This is a genomic window from Devosia sp. FKR38 (genome assembly GCF_005222805.1).
Taxonomy (GTDB): Bacteria; Pseudomonadota; Alphaproteobacteria; order Rhizobiales; family Devosiaceae; genus Devosia.
The window spans coordinates 1,033,454-1,050,645 of record NZ_STGC01000005.1 but is presented as its reverse complement, the minus strand read 5'-3'; the positions used below and the strand labels follow the sequence as shown (position 1 = coordinate 1,050,645).

The following is a 17,192-nucleotide window of genomic DNA, read 5'->3' as shown; positions in this document are numbered from 1 at the left end:
GGTCGCGCCTCGGCGCGCCCATGTGTACGCTATTGAGGAGAGCGGCGGGTTGGGCTGGTTTTGTGGGCCACTGACAGACCCCCTCCCTCGGTCCCTCCCCTCAAGGGGGAGGGAGGCAAAGGAGCCGTAACTCCTCGGAAGGGTAAATCTGCCTAGGCGGCCAGCGTCACCACGACGGCGCCGCGCGGCGTCGCGACCACGGTATGCTCATATTGCACGCAGGGCGCGGCGGGCCGGCTGATCAGCGTCCACTCATCGTCTTCCGACTTCTGGTCGGCCATGCGCCCGCCCAGCGACAGGAAGGGCTCGATGGTGAACACCAGGCCATTGGCCATGCGGCGGCGCTCGGATCTATCGGGCCAGGTCGGGATCTCGCCGGGCTCATCATGCAGGCTATCGCCCACGCCATGGCTGGCCAGGTTGCGGATCAGCGTATAGCCGCCCTTTTTTGCGAACTTGCCGATGGCGTCGCCGATATCGCCCAAGGGGGCACCGGCCTTGACCGCATTGATGCCGGCCCACATGGCCTTTTTGCCGTCGCGGCAGAGATTGACCAGGCGCTGGTCGCCCTTACCCAGGATGTAAGAGGCGCCACAATCGGCAAAGACGCCATCCTTGACGGCGGAAACGTCGATATTGACCAGATCGCCCTCGCGGAACACCCGGTCGCCCGGAATGCCATGGGCAATCTCTTCATTCACCGAAATGCAGGTGGCGCCCGGAAAGTCATAGGTGACGATCGGGGCCGACTGGGCGCCATGCTCGGCCAGCAGGCGCGCGCCGATCTCGTCGAGCTCTCGCGTGGTCATGCCCACTTCCATCGCTGCAGCCATGGTCTCGCGGGCCAGGGCGCAGATGCGGCCAATGGCCTTGAGCTGTTCGAGCTGCTCTTCGGTGGTGATGGTCATACGGTCTTTTCCTCTGCCATGGCGTGCAGGTCTGCAATCAACGGGTGCGGTTCGCCGTCCGCGATCACGCCGACATGGCGCAGCCAGTACCACATCACCACACGGTGGATCAGCGTATAGAGCCACAGGGCGCGCTGCGGATCGGGATGGTCAATCGGTCCATACCCCTCCAGGATAGCCCGCGTCGAGCCCGGCGCCTCGTGTTCGCAGCAGAATAAGGCCTTGGCCAGATCGAAAGTGGCGTCGGCCGCGCGGGCATTGCCGAAATCGATCAGCCCGGTGAGCCGCAGACGCCCGTCGGCGGAGCGCTCGGCCAGAAGGTTGTTTGGCTGAAAGTCGTCATGGGCGAAGACCGGCCCGCTGGTGTGGACAACTAGGCCAAGGTTTTGAGTGACGATCTGGTCGAGCCGGTCGGCCAGATCTGGCGCAGCGCCGAAATGCCGGAAGCGTTCCAGGACGGTCGTCCACAGTCGGACGATGTAGGCGCTGTGGACGGCCATGGGGTCAACGATGCCATCGGCGTTGAACGCGCCAAAAGCCGGCAGGCTTACCCCATGCAAACGCCGCAACAGGCCGCCCATGTCGCGATAGAGGTCGGCGGCGTCTGGCGCATCCCTGAAGACGGCCACCCGGACGCCGGGCAGATAGTTGGACACCGCGTAACGGAATGGCAGGCGGCTGAGGCTTTCATCGCGGGCCATGACCCGGGTTATCGGGACGCCAAGTTTGGCGAGAAGGCTAGCGGCGAAGGCTTCCTTGCCTGAACTGTCCCCGCGGCGGTCGCTATAGATCTTGAGAACAATTTCATCGGCGTTCCGCCGGGAGACCCTGTAGGAGGTCGCACTACCACCCTCCAGCAGGGTCAAGTCGACGGGCTCGCCCAGTCCGAGTTCAGCGAAGGCGCGCGCCAGGCTATTGCGATCAATAGCCGGCGCGGCCTCGGGCATGACTCAGCCCTTGTTGGCGAGATAGTAGGCGAGCAGGCCTTGGGTGGAGCTGTCGTGGCCTTCGCCGCTCTGCTTGCCTTCGACCTTGGGCAGCAGGGCCTTGGCGAGCTGCTTGCCCAGTTCAACGCCCCACTGGTCGTAGGAATTGACGTTCCAGATCACGCCCTGGGTGAAGACCTTGTGCTCATAGAGCGCCACCAGCGAGCCCAGCGTCTCGGGGGTGAGCTGTTCGTAGAACAGGGTGTTGGAGGGACGATTGCCCGGGAAGACCTTGTGCGGGGTCAGTTCCTTGATCTTGGCCTTGTCGAGGCCCTGGGCCTTGAGTTCGGCGACGACCTCTTCCTCGGTCTTGCCGAGCATGAGGGCTTCGGACTGCGCCAGCACATTGGCCACCAGCTTGTCGTGGTGCGGCGGCAAGCTTTCATGCGGCTTGGCGGCGATGAGGAAATCGCAGGGGATGACGTCGGTGCCCTGATGGATGAGCTGGTAGAAGGCGTGCTGGCCATTGGTGCCGGGCTCGCCCCAGACGATGGGGCCGGTGGACCAGCCGACGGGCTTGCCCGACAGCGTCACCGACTTGCCGTTTGATTCCATGTCCTGCTGCTGCAGATAGGCGGCAAAGCGGCTCATGCGCTGGTCATAGGGCAGCACGGCATGGGTCGAGAAGCCCCAGACATTGCGGTACCAGACGCCGAGCACGGCCATGATGACGGGCAGGTTTTCCTCGAGCGGCGCGCTGAGGAAGTGCCGGTCCATGGCGTCAGCGCCTTTGAGGAACTTGGCAAAATTGTCGTAGCCCACGGCCAGGGCAATCGGCAGGCCGATGGCCGACCAGACCGAATAGCGGCCGCCGACCCAATCCCAGAAGCCAAAGATACGGTCTTCACGGATGCCGAACTTGGCGCAGGCGGGGATATTGGTGGAGACGGCGGCGAAATGGTTGGGCACCGCCTCTTCGCCCAGCGTGTCGGCGATCCAGTCGCGCGCCGAGCCGGCGTTGGTCATGGTCTCGTCGGTGGTGAAGGTCTTCGAGGCGACGATGAACAGCGTCGTCTTGGGATCGAGGCGCTTGAGCACGTCGTGGATATGGGCGCCATCGACGTTGGAGACGTAGTGGGCGCGCAGATCGGCGCGGGTATACGGCTCGAGCGCCAGGGTCACCATGGCGGGGCCGAGGTCGGAGCCGCCGATGCCGATATTGACGATGTCGGTGAACTGGGCGCCGCCGTGGCCGCGAATGGCGCCGCTGCGGATGTCGTTGGTGTAGCTCTTGATGGCGGCGAGGACGGCGCGCACGTCGGGCATGACATCCTTGCCGTCGACCGGCACGGGCTTGTCGCCCTGGTAGCGCAGCGCCATGTGCATGACGGCGCGATCTTCAGTGATATTGATGTGCTCGCCTTCGCACATCAGGTCACGGCGTTCCTCGACGCCGGCAGCACGGGCCAGATCGAACAGCGCCGCCAGGGCGTCGCCATCGATGCGGTTCTTGGAATAGTCGAGCAGGATGCCGGCGCCAGTGGCCGAATAGCGGCGGAAGCGGTTGGGATCGACCGCGAACTGGACCCGCATGGGCTGATCTTCGAGCCGCTTGCGGTGCTTGCCCAGGCTGAGGAAACTTGCCTTGCGTCCAGCTTTAGCCATGTCGAAGACCCCTTGTTGTCTGTCAGAGAACCGGCAGGTCGCCGGCAGCCCATGCCGCGCGCGTCTCTGCCGCAAAATCGGTGAAACGGCCGCCTTCGATCGCCCGGCGGCAGCCCTGTACCAGCTCTTGATAATAGGCCAGGTTGATCTGGGAAAGGATCATCGCGCCCAAAATCTCTTCTGTCTTAACAAGGTGATGCAGATAGGCGCGGCTCCAGCGGCGGCAATTGGGATTGGGCGAGGCCTCGTCGATGGGCCGGTGATCATCCCTATGCCGGGCATTCTTCAGGTTGATGACGCCAAAGCGGGTATAGACATGGCCATGGCGGCCGGCGCGGGTGGGATGCACGCAATCGAACATGTCGATGCCGCGCCCGATGGCGCCCAGGATGTCGTCGGGCTTGCCCACGCCCATCAGATAGCGCGGACGGTCGGTCGGCAGTTCGGGGGTGATCTGCTCGATGACGCGGAACATGACGTCCTGCGGCTCGCCGACGGCCAGGCCGCCCACGGCATAGCCGTCAAAGCCGATTGATTTGAGCCCCTGGGCGGAACGGGCGCGCAGCTCGGCGTCATCGCCGCCCTGCACAATGCCAAACAGGGCGCGGTTGGGCTGGTTGTTGAAGGCAATCTTGGAGCGGTCGGCCCAGCGGAGCGACAGCTCCATGGCGCGTTCCATCTCCTTGCGCTCGGCCGGCAGGGAAATGCACTCGTCGAGCTGCATGATGATGTCGCTGTCGAGCAGCGTCTGGATCTCGATGGATCGCTCGGGCGTCAGCTCATGGGCCGAGCCGTCGATATGGGATTTGAAGGTGACGCCGCGCTCATTGAGCTTGCGCAGCTGGGCCAGCGACATGACCTGGAAGCCGCCGCTGTCGGTGAGGATGGGCCGCTCCCAATCCATGAATTTGTGCAACCCGCCCTGGCTGGCGACGCGCTCGGCGCCGGGGCGCAGCATCAGATGATAGGTATTGCCCAAGAGGATATCGGCGCCGGTCTCGCGCACCTGTTCGGGATACATGGCCTTGACGGTGCCGGCCGTGCCCACGGGCATGAAGGCCGGGGTCTGGATGTCGCCGCGCGGCGTGTCGATGCGGCCACGCCGCGCCATGCCGTCGGTGGCCGAAAGGGTGAAGGTAACCAGCTTGTCTGTCGTGCTCATGGCGCGGGTTCTAGCCGGTTGGCAGCAGGCACACAACTGGGGGTGACGGGCAGGTCGGGCAGCTCCATCATCCAAGACACCCCCTCCCAACCTCCCCCATCAAGGGGGAGGTGCCGCTCCGTGATAGTGGTACGATGCTGCCAAACCACCGGGATCCACCTCCCCCTGGACGGGGGAGGCCGGTAGGGGGGGATGGTTGGCCACGACGGCTCTTACTCCGCCCGGATCAGCAGCGAGGAATCGCCATAGGAATAGAAGCGGTAACCTCCAGAGATCGCGTGGGCGTAGGCGTTCTTCATGGTTTCAAAGCCCGCAAAGGCGCTGACCAGCATGAACAGGGTCGATTTGGGCAGGTGAAAATTGGTCATCAGCACATCGACGGTGGCAAACTTGAAGCCGGGCGTGATGAAGATGTCGGTGTCCCCGCTGAAAGGCGCCAGCGTGCCGGTGGCGCGGGAGGCGCTTTCAAGCAGACGCAGGCTGGTGGTGCCCACGGCGACGACGCGGCCGCCAGCAGCGCGGGCGGCATTGATGCGCTCAACGGTCGCGGCGTCGATCTCGCCCCATTCGGAATGCATGACATGGTCTTCGGTGTTGTCGACCTTCATGGGCAGGAAGGTCCCTGCCCCGACATGCAGCGTGACCCGCTCGATGGTGACGCCACGCTCCTGGATGCGGTCGAGAAGGCTTTGCGTGAAATGCAGGCCCGCCGTGGGCGCGGCCACGGCGCCATCCTCGGCGGCATAGACGGTCTGGTAGTCGGTCTTGTCGCGCTCGGTCAGGTCGCGCTTGGCGCCGATATAGGGCGGCAGCGGCATGGCGCCCTGGGCCTTGATGGCTTCATCGAGGGCGGCGCCGCCCAGTTCGAATTCGAGGGTGACTTCGCCAGTGTCGCCCTTGCCGGCGACGCGGGCGCGCAGCAGGTCACCGGTGCCATTGCCCAGCTCGAGCTGGTCGAGCAGATGCAGCTTCTTGGCCGGGCGGGCAAAGGCGCGCCAGGTGTGGGCGTCGACGCGCTTGTGCAGGTTGAACGAGACATTGGCGCTTGTGTCGCCGCGCAGGCGCACGCCCTTGAGTTCGGCGGGCAGCACGCGGGTATCATTGACCACCAGAACGTCGCCGGCGCGCAGCAGATGCACCAGATCGGGCACATGCTTGTCGCTCAGCCCCTGCTTGGGATCGACCAGCAGCAGGCGGGCGCTGTCGCGTGGCTCGACCGGGTGAAGGGCTATGAGTTCTTCGGGGAGCGTGAAATCGAAGTCTGAAACAAGCATGTCGGTCTACCAGAATGTCCGGCGCGCCCGGAATCAGCGTTGCTCCAGCTATAGCAGCCGGATCATGAGGGCCCCAATCACAAGCAATAGCGCCCCGGCGATGCGGCCCAGCGAGATTTCGCGCACGGCCATGCCCATGAAGCCGGACTTGTCGAGCAGCAGGCCGCCGACCAATTGCCCGGCAACAGAAAGTGCCATGACGGCGGCGGCGCCAATCATGGGCGTCAGCATGATGTTGGAAAACACATAAAAGGCGCCCAGCACGCCACCGGCGACAAAGGTCCAGGGGGCCGGGGCGCCGAAGTTGATGGCGATGCCGGTGCTGCGGCTATAGATCAGGGCGATGGTCCAGAGCAGGATGGCGCCGGCCACGAAGGAGACGCCGGCGGCGGCAATGGGCACGCCCAAATTGCGTCCGAGCTGGGCGTTGATCGGCGCCTGAACGGCAATGCAGGCCCCGGCGACGATGCCCATCAGTGCCCAGAGAAGAGTGTCCATCCGCAAGCGCAGTCCCCGTCAACAAAAGACCCCCGGGCGGCGCCCGAGGGTCTCAAAATCATGGCACGAGTCGGGATCAGGCAGCGATATCAGCCGCGACCTTGACCGAAAGCATCTTGTCGGGATTGACGACGGGCTCGCCGCGCTTGATCTGGTCGACGTTTTCCATGCCTTCGATGACCTGGCCCCAGACCGTGTACTGACGGTTCAGGAACGGGGTGTCGCCAAAGCAGATAAAGAACTGCGAATTGGCCGAATCGGGGCTCTGGGCGCGGGCCATCGAGGCGGTGCCGCGGACATGCGGCTCAGCGTTGAATTCCTGCTTGAGATCGGGGTACTTCGAGCCGCCGGTGCCACGGCCCTGCGGGCAGCCGGTCTGGGCCATGAAGCCTTCGATGACGCGGTGGAACACGATGCCGTCATAGAAGCCTTCGCGCGCCAGCTTCTTGATATGCGCAACATGGTTCGGTGCGAGGTCCGGACGCATGGCGATCACGACCTGGCCCTTGGTGGTTTCGATGACGAGGGTGTTCTCGGGATCGGCGTATTCAGCCATTTTTGCAACTCTCGATTTGGATTGTGGCCCGGATGTAAGGGCAAAGGGCGTTTGGTGCAAGGCTGAGCATGGCCCCCCTCACCTGGTCTCCCCCGCCTAGCCTCCCCCTGAAGGGGGAGGTGCGATCCGGTGGTTGCGGCACGCGCCAGCCATTCGGGCATAGCCCTCATGGCCTTTTCGCCTAAAATCGCTCCACCGGAGCGATTTTGCCTTTGGCCGGTTCAGATCACTTGTATTCGATCTTGGCGGTGACGATCTTGTCGGGGTTAGCGACGGCGCCGTTCTGTTCCTTGGGGCCCTTTTCGAGGGCATCCACGGTTTCCATGCCGCTCACGACCTTGCCGAACACGGTGTACTGACCGTTGAGGAAGCTCGCGTCGGCCGTGGTGATGAAGAACTGGGAATTGAACGAGTTCGGATCCTGCGAGCGGGCCGCGCCGACGGCGCCGCGACCGAAGGGCTCGGCATTGAACTCGGCCTCGACGTCGGGCAGGTCCGAACCGCCCATGCCAGCGCGGGTCAGGTCGAAATCGGCGGCGCCGGTCTTGCCGAACTTGACGTCGCCAGTCTGGGCCATGAAGCCATCGATGACGCGGTGGAAGACCACGCCATCATAGGCGCCTTCATTGGTCAGGGCGATGATGCGCTCGACATGCTTGGGCGCCAAGGCGGGCAGCAGCTCGATATCGACCGTGCCCTTGTCCAGCGTCAGGATCAGGTGCGGGGTGCCGCTCTGGGCAAAGGCGGGGGCGGCGGCCAGCGCTGCGGCGCCGATGACGAGGGCGCCGAACAGGCGACGGGTGATTGCGATCATTTGCTTTTCAGGGCCTTGAGAACGATTTGCGGGACGAAGGCGGAAATATCGCCGCCCATTTCAGCGATCTGGCGCACCAATGTGGCCGAGATATGCCGCACGGGCGGGCTGGAGGGCAGGAAGACGGTCTGCAGGTCGGGCGCCATCTGGGCATTCATGCCCACCATCTGCATCTCGTAATTGTAATCGGTGGTGTCGCGCAGGCCGCGAATGATCAGCTTGGCGCCATGTTCGCGGGCGGCATTGACCATCAGGCCGGAGAAATCGACGAATTTGAACTCGGTCTCGGTGCGCTTGCCCACAGGGCCCAGCACCTGTTCGAGAATCTGCAGCCGATCTTCATGGGCAAACAGCGGCGTCTTCTTGCCCGGGTTGATGCCCACGGCCACCACCAGCGTATCGACCAGTTTGCAGGCCCGCTCGATGACGTCGAGATGCCCATTGGTCAGCGGATCAAACGAGCCCGGATAGAACCCAACCAGCTTGCTCACAGCGCCTCTCCCCGTTGTTGTTGCTAGGGTTTTGTCACGGGCGCAGAGTCATGGCAAGGCGGGGCGGACTATGCCACCATGGCCGGGACAGCCAGAACGAGGAACCACACCATGAGCCAGGACAGTGCGAGCAATCCCTTTACCGGCGCGCAGATGCCGGGCGCCCACTACCAGCAGGCCAATATGGCCGGCAGCAATTTTGATGGGGTGAACCTGTCCGGCGCGCGCTTCTATGCCCTGATGAGCGGCGCCCGCTTCGACGACACGGACCTCAGCACGGCAGCCTTTGAGGATGTGAACCTGGGCGGCGCAACGCTGAACAACATCAACCTTGCCGGTGCGGTGATTACCGATGCCAATATGGGCAATTTGCGCATTGCCGACGCCAATCTGGCTGGCGCCAGCATCGAGCGGGCCAATCTTGAGGGCATGCGGATCAATGGCATTCTGGTGACGGACCTATTGGCAGCCTATGCGGCTACAAAGGGCTAGGCTGGTTCGGCCGCAGCAGTCGTGGCCGCGTCGCGGATGAAGATATCGACGCCTGTCTTGCCGGACTCGGCCTCCATCAACGTCCAGCCAGTAGCGAGATAGTACGACCGCATGGTCGGCTTGGCGTTGAGATAGATTTGGGCATGGCCCTGGGCGAACACGGTGGCATTGGCCTGATCGACCAGTGCCCTGGCGATGCCAGCGCCACGCTGTTCCGGCTCCATCCAGAGCGCGGCGATCCACGGCCCCAGTTCGGGGCGTTCTGCGAGATCGGACGCGATGGCGGTGACGGTGCCGGCAAAGGTGCCGTCGGCCAGTGCCACCAGGGTAAATGGAAAGGCTGGCGCCGCCACCACATCGTCCAGGGCCGCGACAACGGCCGAACGCGGATGGCCATCGTGGCGCCAAAAGGCATGCCAGATGCGGTCGGCGACGTCGGGGATGAACTGCCTGGCGTCGCGGAGATTGACGATTTTGAGGGTCATGCGCGCTTGAGCAGCGCCAGCCACGCCCCGCCGGCCATCAGGATCAGGCCAGAGACGCGGGACACGAAGCGCACGCGCGCGGCGCTGAGCAGGCCGCGCGCCCGTCCGGCGACAATGGCATAAATGGCGTCTGTCGAGCCGGCCACCAGCATGAAGAACAGGCCCAGCACCATGACCTGGGGGAAGGTCGGCTGGGTGACATCGACAAACTGCGGCAGGAAAGCGCCCAGGAAGATCAGCGCCTTGGGGTTGGAGAGGATCACCAGGAAGCCCTCGAGCGCCATGGCGCCGCGCGACTTGGTGCGTTCGGCCTGTGCCGCGCCCAGCTCGCCATTGGAGCGCCACATCTTGTAGCCCAGCCAGACCAGATAGGCGGCGCCGATCAGCTTGATGCCGTCAAAGGCCCAGCCCATGAAGGCGACCAGCGCCTGCATGCCCAGCGCCACCACCAGGGTCATGACCAGAAAGCCCGCCTGGGTGCCGGCGACAATGGCCAGCCCTGCCCCAGTGCCGCGCGCCAGTGCATTGGCGACGATGACGGTGACAGTGGGACCGGGCACAATGGCCAGCAGGAAACAGGCGCCCAGATAGGGGATCAGCGTGGTCAGGGTGAACATAGGTCGGACTCCATCTGGCACCATAAAGCCAGCACGGGTCCGATCCGGCAACCAGCCGATGCAAGGCGGGCGCAAATCTCTGCTGTTGCTGCAAAAAACAAGGGGCGCCGCAGCGCCCCTTATCCATCTCTGTTCGGCTATTCCAGCGGCGCGTCCGGGGTGTCGGGCGCTTCGGGGGCGTCGCCCTCGGGCGCTTCCGGCGCAGCGATGGCTTCGCTTTCGTCAGCCTCGGGCTCGCGGATGTGTTCAACCGAGACGACCTTTTCGTCTTCTGCGGTGTCGAAGACGATCACACCCTGGCTGCCACGGCTGACGATGCGGATCGGCTTGTCGCCGCCCACCGGCAGACGAATGGTCTGGCCACCGTCGGAGATCAGCATGATCTGGTCTTCATCGGCCACCGGGAAGCTGGCAACCAGCTTGCCGTTGCGCTTGTTGACGGCCATGGCGACGATGCCTTTGCCGCCGCGACCGGTGATGCGGTATTCGTGGCTGGAGGTGCGCTTGCCGTAGCCGTTTTCGGAGATGGTGAGGATGAACTGCTCGGTGAAGCTCATCACGTCAAAGCGCTCAAGCGGCAGATCGCCGGCCTCCACTTCGCCCTCGTCGGGGCTGGTTTCCTCGACCAGTTCCTCGCCGCGGCGGGCGCGGCTCATCTTGAGATAGGCAGCGCGTTCCTCGGCGGTGGCGTCGGAGTGATTGATCACGGCCATGGAGATCACCGTGTCCTCGGGCGCCAGGCTAATGCCACGCACGCCCATGGAGTCGCGGCCCTTGAACACGCGCACATCATCGACCGGGAAGCGGATGGCCTGACCCATGGCGGTGGTGAGCAGCACGTCGTCGCTGGCCGTGGCCGTCTCGACGCCGACGATCTGGTCGCCCTCGTCGAGCTTCATGGCGATCTTGCCGTTCTGGCGCACTTCCACGAAATCGGCCAGCGAGTTGCGGCGCACCGTGCCGCGCGTGGTGGCGAACATGATGTCCAGATTGCCCCAGGTGGTCTCATCCTCGGGCAGCGGCATGATGGTGGTCAGGCGTTCACCCTGCTCGAGCGGCAGGATGTTGATCAGGGCCTTGCCGCGCGCATTGGCCTGGGCCAGCGGCAGACGCCACACCTTGAGCTTGTAGGCAATGCCGCGGCTGGTGAAGAACAGCACCGGCGTATGGGTATTGGCGACGAACAGGCGGGCGACGAAATCCTCTTCGCGCGTCGCCATGCCCGAGCGGCCCTTGCCGCCGCGGTTCTGCGCCCGATAGGTCGAGAGCGGCACGCGCTTGATATAGCCCTCGTGGCTGACGGTGACGACCATGTCCTCGCGGGCAATGAGGTCCTCGTCGTCGAAATCGCCCAGGGATTCGGAAATCTCGGTGCGGCGCGGGGTGGCGAACTGTTCCTTGATCTCGGTCAGCTCGGTGCGGATGATCTCGATGACGCGTTCGCGGCTGCGCAGGATATCGAGATAGTCCTCGATCTGGGCGCCCAGGCCATTGAGTTCGTCGCCGATTTCATCGCGACCCAGCGCCGTCAGGCGGGCCAGGCGCAGTTCGAGAATGGCGCGGGCCTGCTCGTCGGAGAGGTTGAAGGTGCCGTCGTCATTGATGCGGTGGCGCGGATCGTCGATCAGGGCGATCAGTGGGGCCACGTCCTGGGCCGGCCAGCGACGGGTCATCAACTGCTCGCGCGCCGTCGCCGGATCGGGCGCGGTGCGGATCAGGGCAATGACTTCGTCGATATTGGCGACGGCAACTGCCAGGCCGACCAGGATATGGGCGCGGTCGCGGGCCTTGTTGAGCAGGAAGCGCGCACGACGCGTGACCACCTGGTGACGGAAATCGATGAAGGCCTGCAGCATTTCGCGCAGGTTCATCAGCTGCGGCTTGCCACCGTTGAGCGCGACGAAGTTGCAGCCGAAGGAGCTCTGCAGCGGCGTGAAGCGATAGAGCTGGTTGAGCACGACATCGGCCAGGGCGTCGCGCTTGATCTCGACCACGACGCGCATGCCGTTGCGATCGCTCTCGTCGCGCATGTCGGAAATGCCTTCGATGCGCTTGTCGCGCACCAGTTCAGCAATCTTTTCCACCATCGAGGCCTTGTTCACCTGATAGGGAATCTCGGTGATGATGAGGGCTTCGCGCTCCTTGCGCACCTCTTCGATGGCGACGCGGCCACGCATGACCACAGAGCCGCGGCCGGTTTCATAGGCGGCGCGGATGCCGGCGCGACCCAGGATAATGCCGCCGGTGGGGAAATCAGGGCCCGGCAAGACAGCCAGCAGCTCTTCGACCGTCACATGCGGATTGTCGAGCACCAGCAGCGCCGCATCGATGGTCTCACCCAGATTGTGGGTGGGGATATTGGTGGCCATGCCCACGGCGATGCCGCCGCCGCCATTGACCAGCATGTTGGGATAGCGCGCCGGCAGAACCGTCGGTTCCTTTTCGGAGCCATCGTAGTTGTCGCGGAAATCGACCGTGTCCTTGTCGAGGTCATCGAGCATGGAATTGGTGATCTTTTGCATGCGCACTTCGGTGTAGCGCATGGCGGCGGGCATATCGCCGTCGACCGAGCCGAAGTTGCCCTGACCTTCCACCAGCATTTCGCCCATGGAAAAGTCCTGCGCCATGCGCACCAGAGCCATATAGACGGCGCTGTCGCCGTGCGGATGGTATTTACCGATCACGTCGCCAACGACGCGGGCCGATTTGCGGTAGGGCTTGTTATATTCGTAGCCGTTCTCGCTCATCGAAAACAGGATGCGACGGTGCACCGGCTTGAGCCCGTCGCGCACGTCCGGCAGGGCGCGGCTGACGATCACGCTCATGGCGTAATCGAGATAGGACTTCCGCATTTCGTCGGTGATGGAGATCATCGAGATATCGGAGGGCGGCAGCGCGCCAGTTCCGTTGTCGCTGGTATCGGTCACTGGGGTGATTCTATGTTGATTCCGTTGCCCAAGGGATAGGCGATTTCGGCCGGGAATACCAATTTTGCGGCGCGTTAGGTGTGGATTGCCAGGGCATGCCCGGCTTGACGTCCATCGTCTGACACTATATTTGCATATCAACGTAATTACGTAGATTGGCAAATATGAGCGATCCCCTCACCCGCACCTTCAGCGCGTTGGCCGATCCGACCCGGCGCGCCCTGCTGGCCCGGCTGGCCGAAGGGCCGGCCACGGTCAATGAGCTGGCGGCCCCCTTCCAGCTGACGCTGCCCACTGTGTCGCGCCATCTCAAGGTGCTCGAAGAGGCAGGGCTTCTGCGCAAAGAGCGGCAGGCGCAATCCCGGCCATGCCGGCTGGAACCCGCTCCGCTGGCTGCTGCGGACGCATGGATCGAGACCTATCGCAGCTTCTTCGTCGAGCGGCTGGACCGGCTTGGCGCGCAACTGACGACGACCTCAGGAGAGACAGAATGACGGCACCCCGGCGCGGCTTCACCCTTGTGCGGACCTATCCTGTCCCGCCGGCCGCGGTGTTTGCGGCCTGGACGGAGCCGGACAAGCTCGACTGGTTCCTCAATCCCGGCATGCCGATCGCCTGGCCACCGCAGGTTGATCTGCGCGTGGGCGGCGCCTGGCGGCTGCACATGGTCGAGGCGGCAGACAAATCCTATGTGACGGGCGGCATCTATCGCGAGATCGACAAGCCGCACCGGCTGGCCTTTAGCTTCGGCGCGGTCGGTGGCTGGCCCGATCTCACCGACGGGGTCGAGGATGCGCCACTGGTGACGCTGGACTTCCAGGCCCTGGATCGCGGCACGAGAATGACCCTGCGGCTGGACTTGCCGCCCCATCTTGACGACGAGGCCGTCCGCAACTGGTTTAACCTCGGGATCGAGGCCGGCATGAGCCAGACCATCGACAGGCTGCGCCTGCCGCGGCCCTGAGCGCCGTCAGCTGGGTGCGCCAGCTCTCGCCTGCCCCATCTGGCGAAAGCTGGGGACTGCGAGGGGCAGCAGCGTGGTGCAGAGATAGAGCATGGCCGTTACGCCCAGAGCCGGCAGGATGCCGACATTGTTGACCAGAAGACCCGCATAGAGCCCGCCAAACGGGATGAGGGACCAGGTGAGCGCGCCGGTCAATGCGATGACCCGGCCAACCATCGGCGTTGGCGTGCGTTCGAGCAGAATGGCCGAAATGATGGGATTGAGAAAGCCAGCGGCCAGCCCGCCCAGCAGCAGGATGGCGATGATGGCCGAGAGCGGCAGGTTGAGCGCAAAGCTGCCAAAGGCGAGCGGGCCGGCGCAGAGGAAGCCAAGGGTATAAAGGAGCAAGCGCGGCAGGCGGGCACCGTAAATGGCCGCCAGGACCGACCCCAGGATCGCCGAAGCCGAGAAGGTGGCGAGGAACAGACCAACCCAGGTCACGTCGAGGCCCGCGGCGCGGACCCAGACGGGCAGCAGGACCATGGAATAGGCCTGATCGAACAGATTGGTCACCGCGATCATGATCACCAGGCCCATCAGCACGGCGTCGCTGCGCAGCACCTGCCAGCCGGCGGCGAACTGGGCGAGATAGCCGACAGGCATGGTTGGCTCGGCTGCGGCATCGCCGGCGACCACGGCGGCATCTGTTCGCGGCACGCCGACAGCCAGCACCAGCGCCGACAGCAGGAAGGCCAGGGCATTGGCGAGCAGGGCCGCGCCGGAGCCGAGCAGACCGATCAGGGCGCCAGCGCTGGCGGCGCCCAGCGTGCCGGCCAACCGGTCAGCCGCGCCGACGACGCCGGTGACCCGCTCAAGCGGCATGTGGCCGAGGGCAGCCACGGCGGGCACCATGGCCTGCTTGCTGGCATCGGCCGGGGCGCGCAGCACGCCGATCAGGGCCAAAGCCGGCAACAGGACCCAGATCGACAAGAGCCCGGCCCAATAGAGCAGCGGCACAAGCGCGACCGCCAGGGTCGACAGCAGGTCGCAAGAGATGGCCATGCGCCGCGGGCCAAGGCGATCAATCAGCGGGCCGCCCAGGGCCTTGGCCAGCACATAGGGCAACATTTCGGCCAGGCCAGCCAGACCCGTCAGCACCGGGTCACCGGTGGTTTCGAGCACCAGCCACGGCACGGCAATGGCCGAAAAGCGCGTGCCGGTGGTGGCGAGAACGGTTGCCGCCGAGAGGGCGAGGAAGGGTTTGGGCAGGCTCATGACAGGTCCGGCTCCGGCTGGTCAGCCGTCAGGGGCGCGGCATTGAGGATGATGGAAAAGGGCCGCAGGTCGCCGGGCAAAGGCGCGACCAAGGGCGGTGCGGCCGCCATGGCCTCAGTCAGCAGCGTCTTGATCTGGTCGATCAGCGCGGCGGCAGCCTCGGGCGTCATGGCGATGGTGTAGTCGCTGACGGTGAAGGCCGGGCGCCATTCGGTCGGCATATCAGGATAGGCATTGTGCGCCGCCTGCATCTGCCGCATGTGCCAGTTGAGCGCCGCCTGCTGGAAGGCGAGGCCGGCTTGGAGCGTATCGCCTTCGACGCTGTCGGTGAGGAAGGTCGTCATGTCGTGCCGGGATCGCCACCAGCGGTCCCGCTGATTGCCGCGGTCGCTGTCTTCCTCGATGAAGCCATGCAGGGCGAGCTGGCGCAGATGATAGCTGGTGGTGCCGGAATTGAGCCCGAGCCGAGCGGCCAGGCCAGACGCGGTGGCCGGACCATCCAGGCGCAAGAGGCTGAGCATGCGCAGCCGCACCGGATGGGTCAGCGCCTTGAGCGCGGTGGGATCGGGGGCAATCTGCGTGATGCGGCGCGGGGCCATGCGACATCTCCTTGTCGCTGGCCAGTTTATTTCGCAAAGATTTCTTTGCAAACGATTCTTTGCGAAACGACCGGGTGATCGTCGAACCGCCTGCTCGGGGCAGTCAGCTCGCGCTGTCGAACACCTGCCGCGCCTGGTCGATGCGCGGATGGTTCTCGCCGGCCCATTGGATGAGATGGCCAAAGGGCACAATGATGGACTCGCCCAGTGCCGTCAGGCGGTATTCCACCGAGGGCGGCTTGGTGTCGAAGACGGCGCGCGCCACCATGCCGTCACGCTGCAGGTCGCGCAGCGTCTGGGTCAGCATTTTCTGCGAAATATCGGGAATTTCCCGCCGCAGCTGGTTGAAGCGCCGGGGGCCACTGGCCAGCGTCATAACCAGCAGCATGCTCCACTTGTCGGAAATCTTGTCGAGCACGCCGCGCACCGGGCAGGCATCGGGCGGGCCGGCCGGCGCCTGGTTCCAGCGTTCGATGTACAGGGCGGCTTCTTCAGATAGGGTGCGCAACATGGCTGGGTACTCCTGGGCAGTTACCTGTGGGTGACTTTAGGTGGCCAAAGTGCCTCCTTTTCGTCATCCCGGAAGCAGACTAGATAGCACTCTCCAAACGATACTTACTCTCCATCGGCATCCGCTGCAAGGAGGAGTTGGTCAACACGGAGATCAAGATGACCCAATTCAAGGATCAAACCCTGCTCGTCACCGGCGCCGGCGGGAAGCTCGGCCGCCTGGCCATTGAAGAGCTGCTGGCGCGCGGCGCCACCCAGATCATTGCCGGTACGCGCGACAGCGCCAAGCTGGCCGACCTGGCCGCCCGCGGCGTCGAAGTCCGCACGGTGGATTTCGACAAGCCCGCCAGCCTGCCCGCCGCCTTTGCCGGCGTTGATCGCATGCTGATCATCAGCACCGATGGCATCGGCGCCCGCGTGGCGCAGCAGACTGCGGCGGTCAATGCCGCCAAGGCCGCCGGCGTCAAGCATATCGTTTATACCTCGGCCCCCGCCGCCCGGCCCAATCCGGACGCCGGCATTTCGGTGGAGCATTTCTGGACCGAGCTGGCCATTGCCAACAGCGGCCTGGGCTTCACCATCCTGCGCAACCACATGTATGCCGAAAACAATCTGGCCGATGCGGCCCATGTCATCGCCTCGGGCCAGCTGTTCGGCCTGATCGGGGATCGCGGCACCTCCTATGTCTCGCGCGCCGATGCGGCCCGCACCGCGGCCGGCGCCCTGCTGCAGGGTGAAGGCCAGAGCATCGAGGACGTGACCGGTCCCGCCTTTGTGACCAATGTCGAGCGGGCCGCGCTCTATGCCGAGGTCAGCGGCAAGCCGGTGCAGGTGATTGCCGTGACGCCGGACCAGCTGCAGGCCGGCATGGTCGCCGCCGGCATTCCCGAGGGCTTTGCCGGTGCGCTGGTGGCTTTCCAGAAGGACGCCGTCACCGGCTATTTCGGCGTGGTGACCGATACTGTGGAGCGCTACTCGGGCCGCAAGCCGGAAACCTTCGCCGCATTCCTGGCGGCCAACCGCCCTGCCCTGGGCCTCTAAGCCCAATCG

General features: G+C 64.6%; 19 protein-coding genes. 4 read left to right on the top strand and 15 right to left on the bottom strand.

The annotated features are described in order from the left end of the window. Nucleotides 1–152 precede the first annotated feature (152 nt). From map to coaD, 9 genes are all read right to left on the bottom strand, one after another. Nucleotides 153–908, bottom strand: a complete 756-nt coding sequence (gene map, locus E8M79_RS10115; protein ID WP_137151785.1) for a type I methionyl aminopeptidase — start codon at nucleotides 906–908, stop codon at nucleotides 153–155. Continuing rightward, nucleotides 905–1,855 (bottom strand): aminoglycoside phosphotransferase family protein, encoded by a 951-nt coding sequence (locus E8M79_RS10110; RefSeq protein WP_137151784.1) that lies wholly within the window; start codon nucleotides 1,853–1,855, stop codon nucleotides 905–907. The genes map and E8M79_RS10110 overlap by 4 nt, the downstream gene beginning before the upstream one ends. 3 nt (nucleotides 1,856–1,858) lie before the next feature. Further along, entirely contained in the window at nucleotides 1,859–3,499 is a 1,641-nt protein-coding gene (gene pgi / locus E8M79_RS10105; protein WP_137151783.1) for a glucose-6-phosphate isomerase, read from the bottom strand. A 22-nt stretch (nucleotides 3,500–3,521) separates the two neighbouring features. Then, complete coding sequence (gene tgt / locus E8M79_RS10100) at nucleotides 3,522–4,661, bottom strand: tRNA guanosine(34) transglycosylase Tgt (RefSeq protein ID WP_137151782.1); 1,140 nt, start codon at nucleotides 4,659–4,661, stop codon at nucleotides 3,522–3,524. A 212-nt stretch (nucleotides 4,662–4,873) separates the two neighbouring features. Next, on the bottom strand, nucleotides 4,874–5,935 hold the full coding sequence (queA, locus tag E8M79_RS10095; RefSeq protein WP_137151781.1) for a tRNA preQ1(34) S-adenosylmethionine ribosyltransferase-isomerase QueA: 1,062 nt from the start codon (nucleotides 5,933–5,935) through the stop codon (nucleotides 4,874–4,876). Between the two features lie 48 nt (nucleotides 5,936–5,983). After that, nucleotides 5,984–6,433: a DMT family transporter gene (locus tag E8M79_RS10090; RefSeq protein WP_137151780.1), complete on the bottom strand. Its 450-nt coding sequence runs from the start codon at nucleotides 6,431–6,433 to the stop codon at nucleotides 5,984–5,986. Nucleotides 6,434–6,509: 76 nt separating this feature from the next. Continuing rightward, nucleotides 6,510–6,989: a peptidylprolyl isomerase gene (locus E8M79_RS10085; protein ID WP_137151779.1), complete on the bottom strand. Its 480-nt coding sequence runs from the start codon at nucleotides 6,987–6,989 to the stop codon at nucleotides 6,510–6,512. A gap of 226 nt (nucleotides 6,990–7,215) precedes the next feature. Next, nucleotides 7,216–7,803 carry a peptidylprolyl isomerase gene (locus E8M79_RS10080; RefSeq protein ID WP_137151778.1) on the bottom strand — a complete coding sequence of 196 codons (588 nt, stop codon included), beginning with the start codon at nucleotides 7,801–7,803 and terminating at the stop codon, nucleotides 7,216–7,218. Next, nucleotides 7,800–8,294, bottom strand: a complete 495-nt coding sequence (gene coaD, locus E8M79_RS10075; protein WP_137151777.1) for a pantetheine-phosphate adenylyltransferase — start codon at nucleotides 8,292–8,294, stop codon at nucleotides 7,800–7,802. The genes E8M79_RS10080 and coaD overlap by 4 nt, the downstream gene beginning before the upstream one ends. A 111-nt stretch (nucleotides 8,295–8,405) precedes the next feature. Here coaD and E8M79_RS10070 point away from each other — a divergent pair, with 111 nt between their 5' ends. Further along, entirely contained in the window at nucleotides 8,406–8,786 is a 381-nt protein-coding gene (locus tag E8M79_RS10070; protein WP_137151776.1) for a pentapeptide repeat-containing protein, read from the top strand. On the opposite strand, the gene E8M79_RS10065 is transcribed toward E8M79_RS10070, so the two are convergent. The 3 genes from E8M79_RS10065 to gyrA all read right to left on the bottom strand — a co-directional run bounded on the left by E8M79_RS10065 (nucleotide 8,783) and on the right by gyrA (nucleotide 12,761). Further along, entirely contained in the window at nucleotides 8,783–9,271 is a 489-nt protein-coding gene (locus E8M79_RS10065) for a GNAT family N-acetyltransferase (protein WP_137151775.1), read from the bottom strand. The two genes, E8M79_RS10070 and E8M79_RS10065, sit on opposite strands and share 4 nt — an antisense overlap. Beyond that, a complete protein-coding gene (locus E8M79_RS10060) occupies nucleotides 9,268–9,888 on the bottom strand; it encodes a LysE family translocator (RefSeq protein ID WP_137151774.1) in 621 nt (206 codons plus the stop codon). The genes E8M79_RS10065 and E8M79_RS10060 overlap by 4 nt, the downstream gene beginning before the upstream one ends. Nucleotides 9,889–10,025: 137 nt before the next feature. Beyond that, a complete protein-coding gene (gene gyrA, locus E8M79_RS10055; RefSeq protein ID WP_137153333.1) occupies nucleotides 10,026–12,761 on the bottom strand; it encodes a DNA gyrase subunit A in 2,736 nt (911 codons plus the stop codon). 218 nt (nucleotides 12,762–12,979) lie between these two features. Between gyrA and E8M79_RS10050 the strand changes: the two genes are divergently transcribed. Further along, nucleotides 12,980–13,309, top strand: a complete 330-nt coding sequence (locus tag E8M79_RS10050) for a metalloregulator ArsR/SmtB family transcription factor (protein ID WP_137151773.1) — start codon at nucleotides 12,980–12,982, stop codon at nucleotides 13,307–13,309. Then, nucleotides 13,306–13,779: an SRPBCC domain-containing protein gene (locus tag E8M79_RS10045; protein ID WP_171015816.1), complete on the top strand. Its 474-nt coding sequence runs from the start codon at nucleotides 13,306–13,308 to the stop codon at nucleotides 13,777–13,779. The genes E8M79_RS10050 and E8M79_RS10045 overlap by 4 nt, the downstream gene beginning before the upstream one ends. 6 nt (nucleotides 13,780–13,785) lie before the next feature. Here E8M79_RS10045 and E8M79_RS10040 read toward each other — a convergent pair whose 3' ends face one another. From E8M79_RS10040 to E8M79_RS10030, 3 genes are all read right to left on the bottom strand, one after another. After that, the gene (locus E8M79_RS10040; RefSeq protein ID WP_137151771.1) at nucleotides 13,786–15,033 is read right to left on the bottom strand and encodes an MFS transporter; all 1,248 of its coding nucleotides are present in this window, start codon (nucleotides 15,031–15,033) and stop codon (nucleotides 13,786–13,788) included. After that, nucleotides 15,030–15,632, bottom strand: coding sequence for a helix-turn-helix domain-containing protein (locus tag E8M79_RS10035; RefSeq protein WP_137151770.1), 603 nt, complete (start codon nucleotides 15,630–15,632; stop codon nucleotides 15,030–15,032). The genes E8M79_RS10040 and E8M79_RS10035 overlap by 4 nt, the downstream gene beginning before the upstream one ends. Before the next feature lie 103 nt (nucleotides 15,633–15,735). Continuing rightward, entirely contained in the window at nucleotides 15,736–16,143 is a 408-nt protein-coding gene (locus E8M79_RS10030) for a helix-turn-helix domain-containing protein (RefSeq protein WP_137151769.1), read from the bottom strand. Nucleotides 16,144–16,301: 158 nt separating this feature from the next. Here E8M79_RS10030 and E8M79_RS10025 point away from each other — a divergent pair, with 158 nt between their 5' ends. Further along, a complete protein-coding gene (locus E8M79_RS10025) occupies nucleotides 16,302–17,183 on the top strand; it encodes an NAD(P)H-binding protein (protein ID WP_137151768.1) in 882 nt (293 codons plus the stop codon). Nucleotides 17,184–17,192 lie beyond the last annotated feature (9 nt).

Bases quoted from the DNA above. Each gene is read 5' to 3' on its own strand.
- E8M79_RS10045 (WP_171015816.1), top strand. From the start codon at position 13,306: ATGACGGCACCCCGGCGCGGCTTCACCCTTGTGCGGACCTATCCTGTC.
- E8M79_RS10070 (WP_137151776.1), top strand. From the start codon at position 8,406: ATGAGCCAGGACAGTGCGAGCAATCCCTTTACCGGCGCGCAGATGCCG.
- E8M79_RS10060 (WP_137151774.1), bottom strand. From the start codon at position 9,888: ATGTTCACCCTGACCACGCTGATCCCCTATCTGGGCGCCTGTTTCCTG.
- E8M79_RS10090 (WP_137151780.1), bottom strand. From the start codon at position 6,433: ATGGACACTCTTCTCTGGGCACTGATGGGCATCGTCGCCGGGGCCTGC.
- tgt (WP_137151782.1), bottom strand. From the start codon at position 4,661: ATGAGCACGACAGACAAGCTGGTTACCTTCACCCTTTCGGCCACCGAC.
- E8M79_RS10030 (WP_137151769.1), bottom strand. From the start codon at position 16,143: ATGTTGCGCACCCTATCTGAAGAAGCCGCCCTGTACATCGAACGCTGG.
- map (WP_137151785.1), bottom strand. From the start codon at position 908: ATGACCATCACCACCGAAGAGCAGCTCGAACAGCTCAAGGCCATTGGC.
- E8M79_RS10110 (WP_137151784.1), bottom strand. From the start codon at position 1,855: ATGCCCGAGGCCGCGCCGGCTATTGATCGCAATAGCCTGGCGCGCGCC.
- E8M79_RS10035 (WP_137151770.1), bottom strand. From the start codon at position 15,632: ATGGCCCCGCGCCGCATCACGCAGATTGCCCCCGATCCCACCGCGCTC.
- E8M79_RS10050 (WP_137151773.1), top strand. From the start codon at position 12,980: ATGAGCGATCCCCTCACCCGCACCTTCAGCGCGTTGGCCGATCCGACC.
- E8M79_RS10040 (WP_137151771.1), bottom strand. From the start codon at position 15,033: ATGAGCCTGCCCAAACCCTTCCTCGCCCTCTCGGCGGCAACCGTTCTC.
- pgi (WP_137151783.1), bottom strand. From the start codon at position 3,499: ATGGCTAAAGCTGGACGCAAGGCAAGTTTCCTCAGCCTGGGCAAGCAC.
- E8M79_RS10080 (WP_137151778.1), bottom strand. From the start codon at position 7,803: ATGATCGCAATCACCCGTCGCCTGTTCGGCGCCCTCGTCATCGGCGCC.
- E8M79_RS10065 (WP_137151775.1), bottom strand. From the start codon at position 9,271: ATGACCCTCAAAATCGTCAATCTCCGCGACGCCAGGCAGTTCATCCCC.
- E8M79_RS10085 (WP_137151779.1), bottom strand. From the start codon at position 6,989: ATGGCTGAATACGCCGATCCCGAGAACACCCTCGTCATCGAAACCACC.
- gyrA (WP_137153333.1), bottom strand. From the start codon at position 12,761: ATGATCTCCATCACCGACGAAATGCGGAAGTCCTATCTCGATTACGCC.
- E8M79_RS10025 (WP_137151768.1), top strand. From the start codon at position 16,302: ATGACCCAATTCAAGGATCAAACCCTGCTCGTCACCGGCGCCGGCGGG.
- queA (WP_137151781.1), bottom strand. From the start codon at position 5,935: ATGCTTGTTTCAGACTTCGATTTCACGCTCCCCGAAGAACTCATAGCC.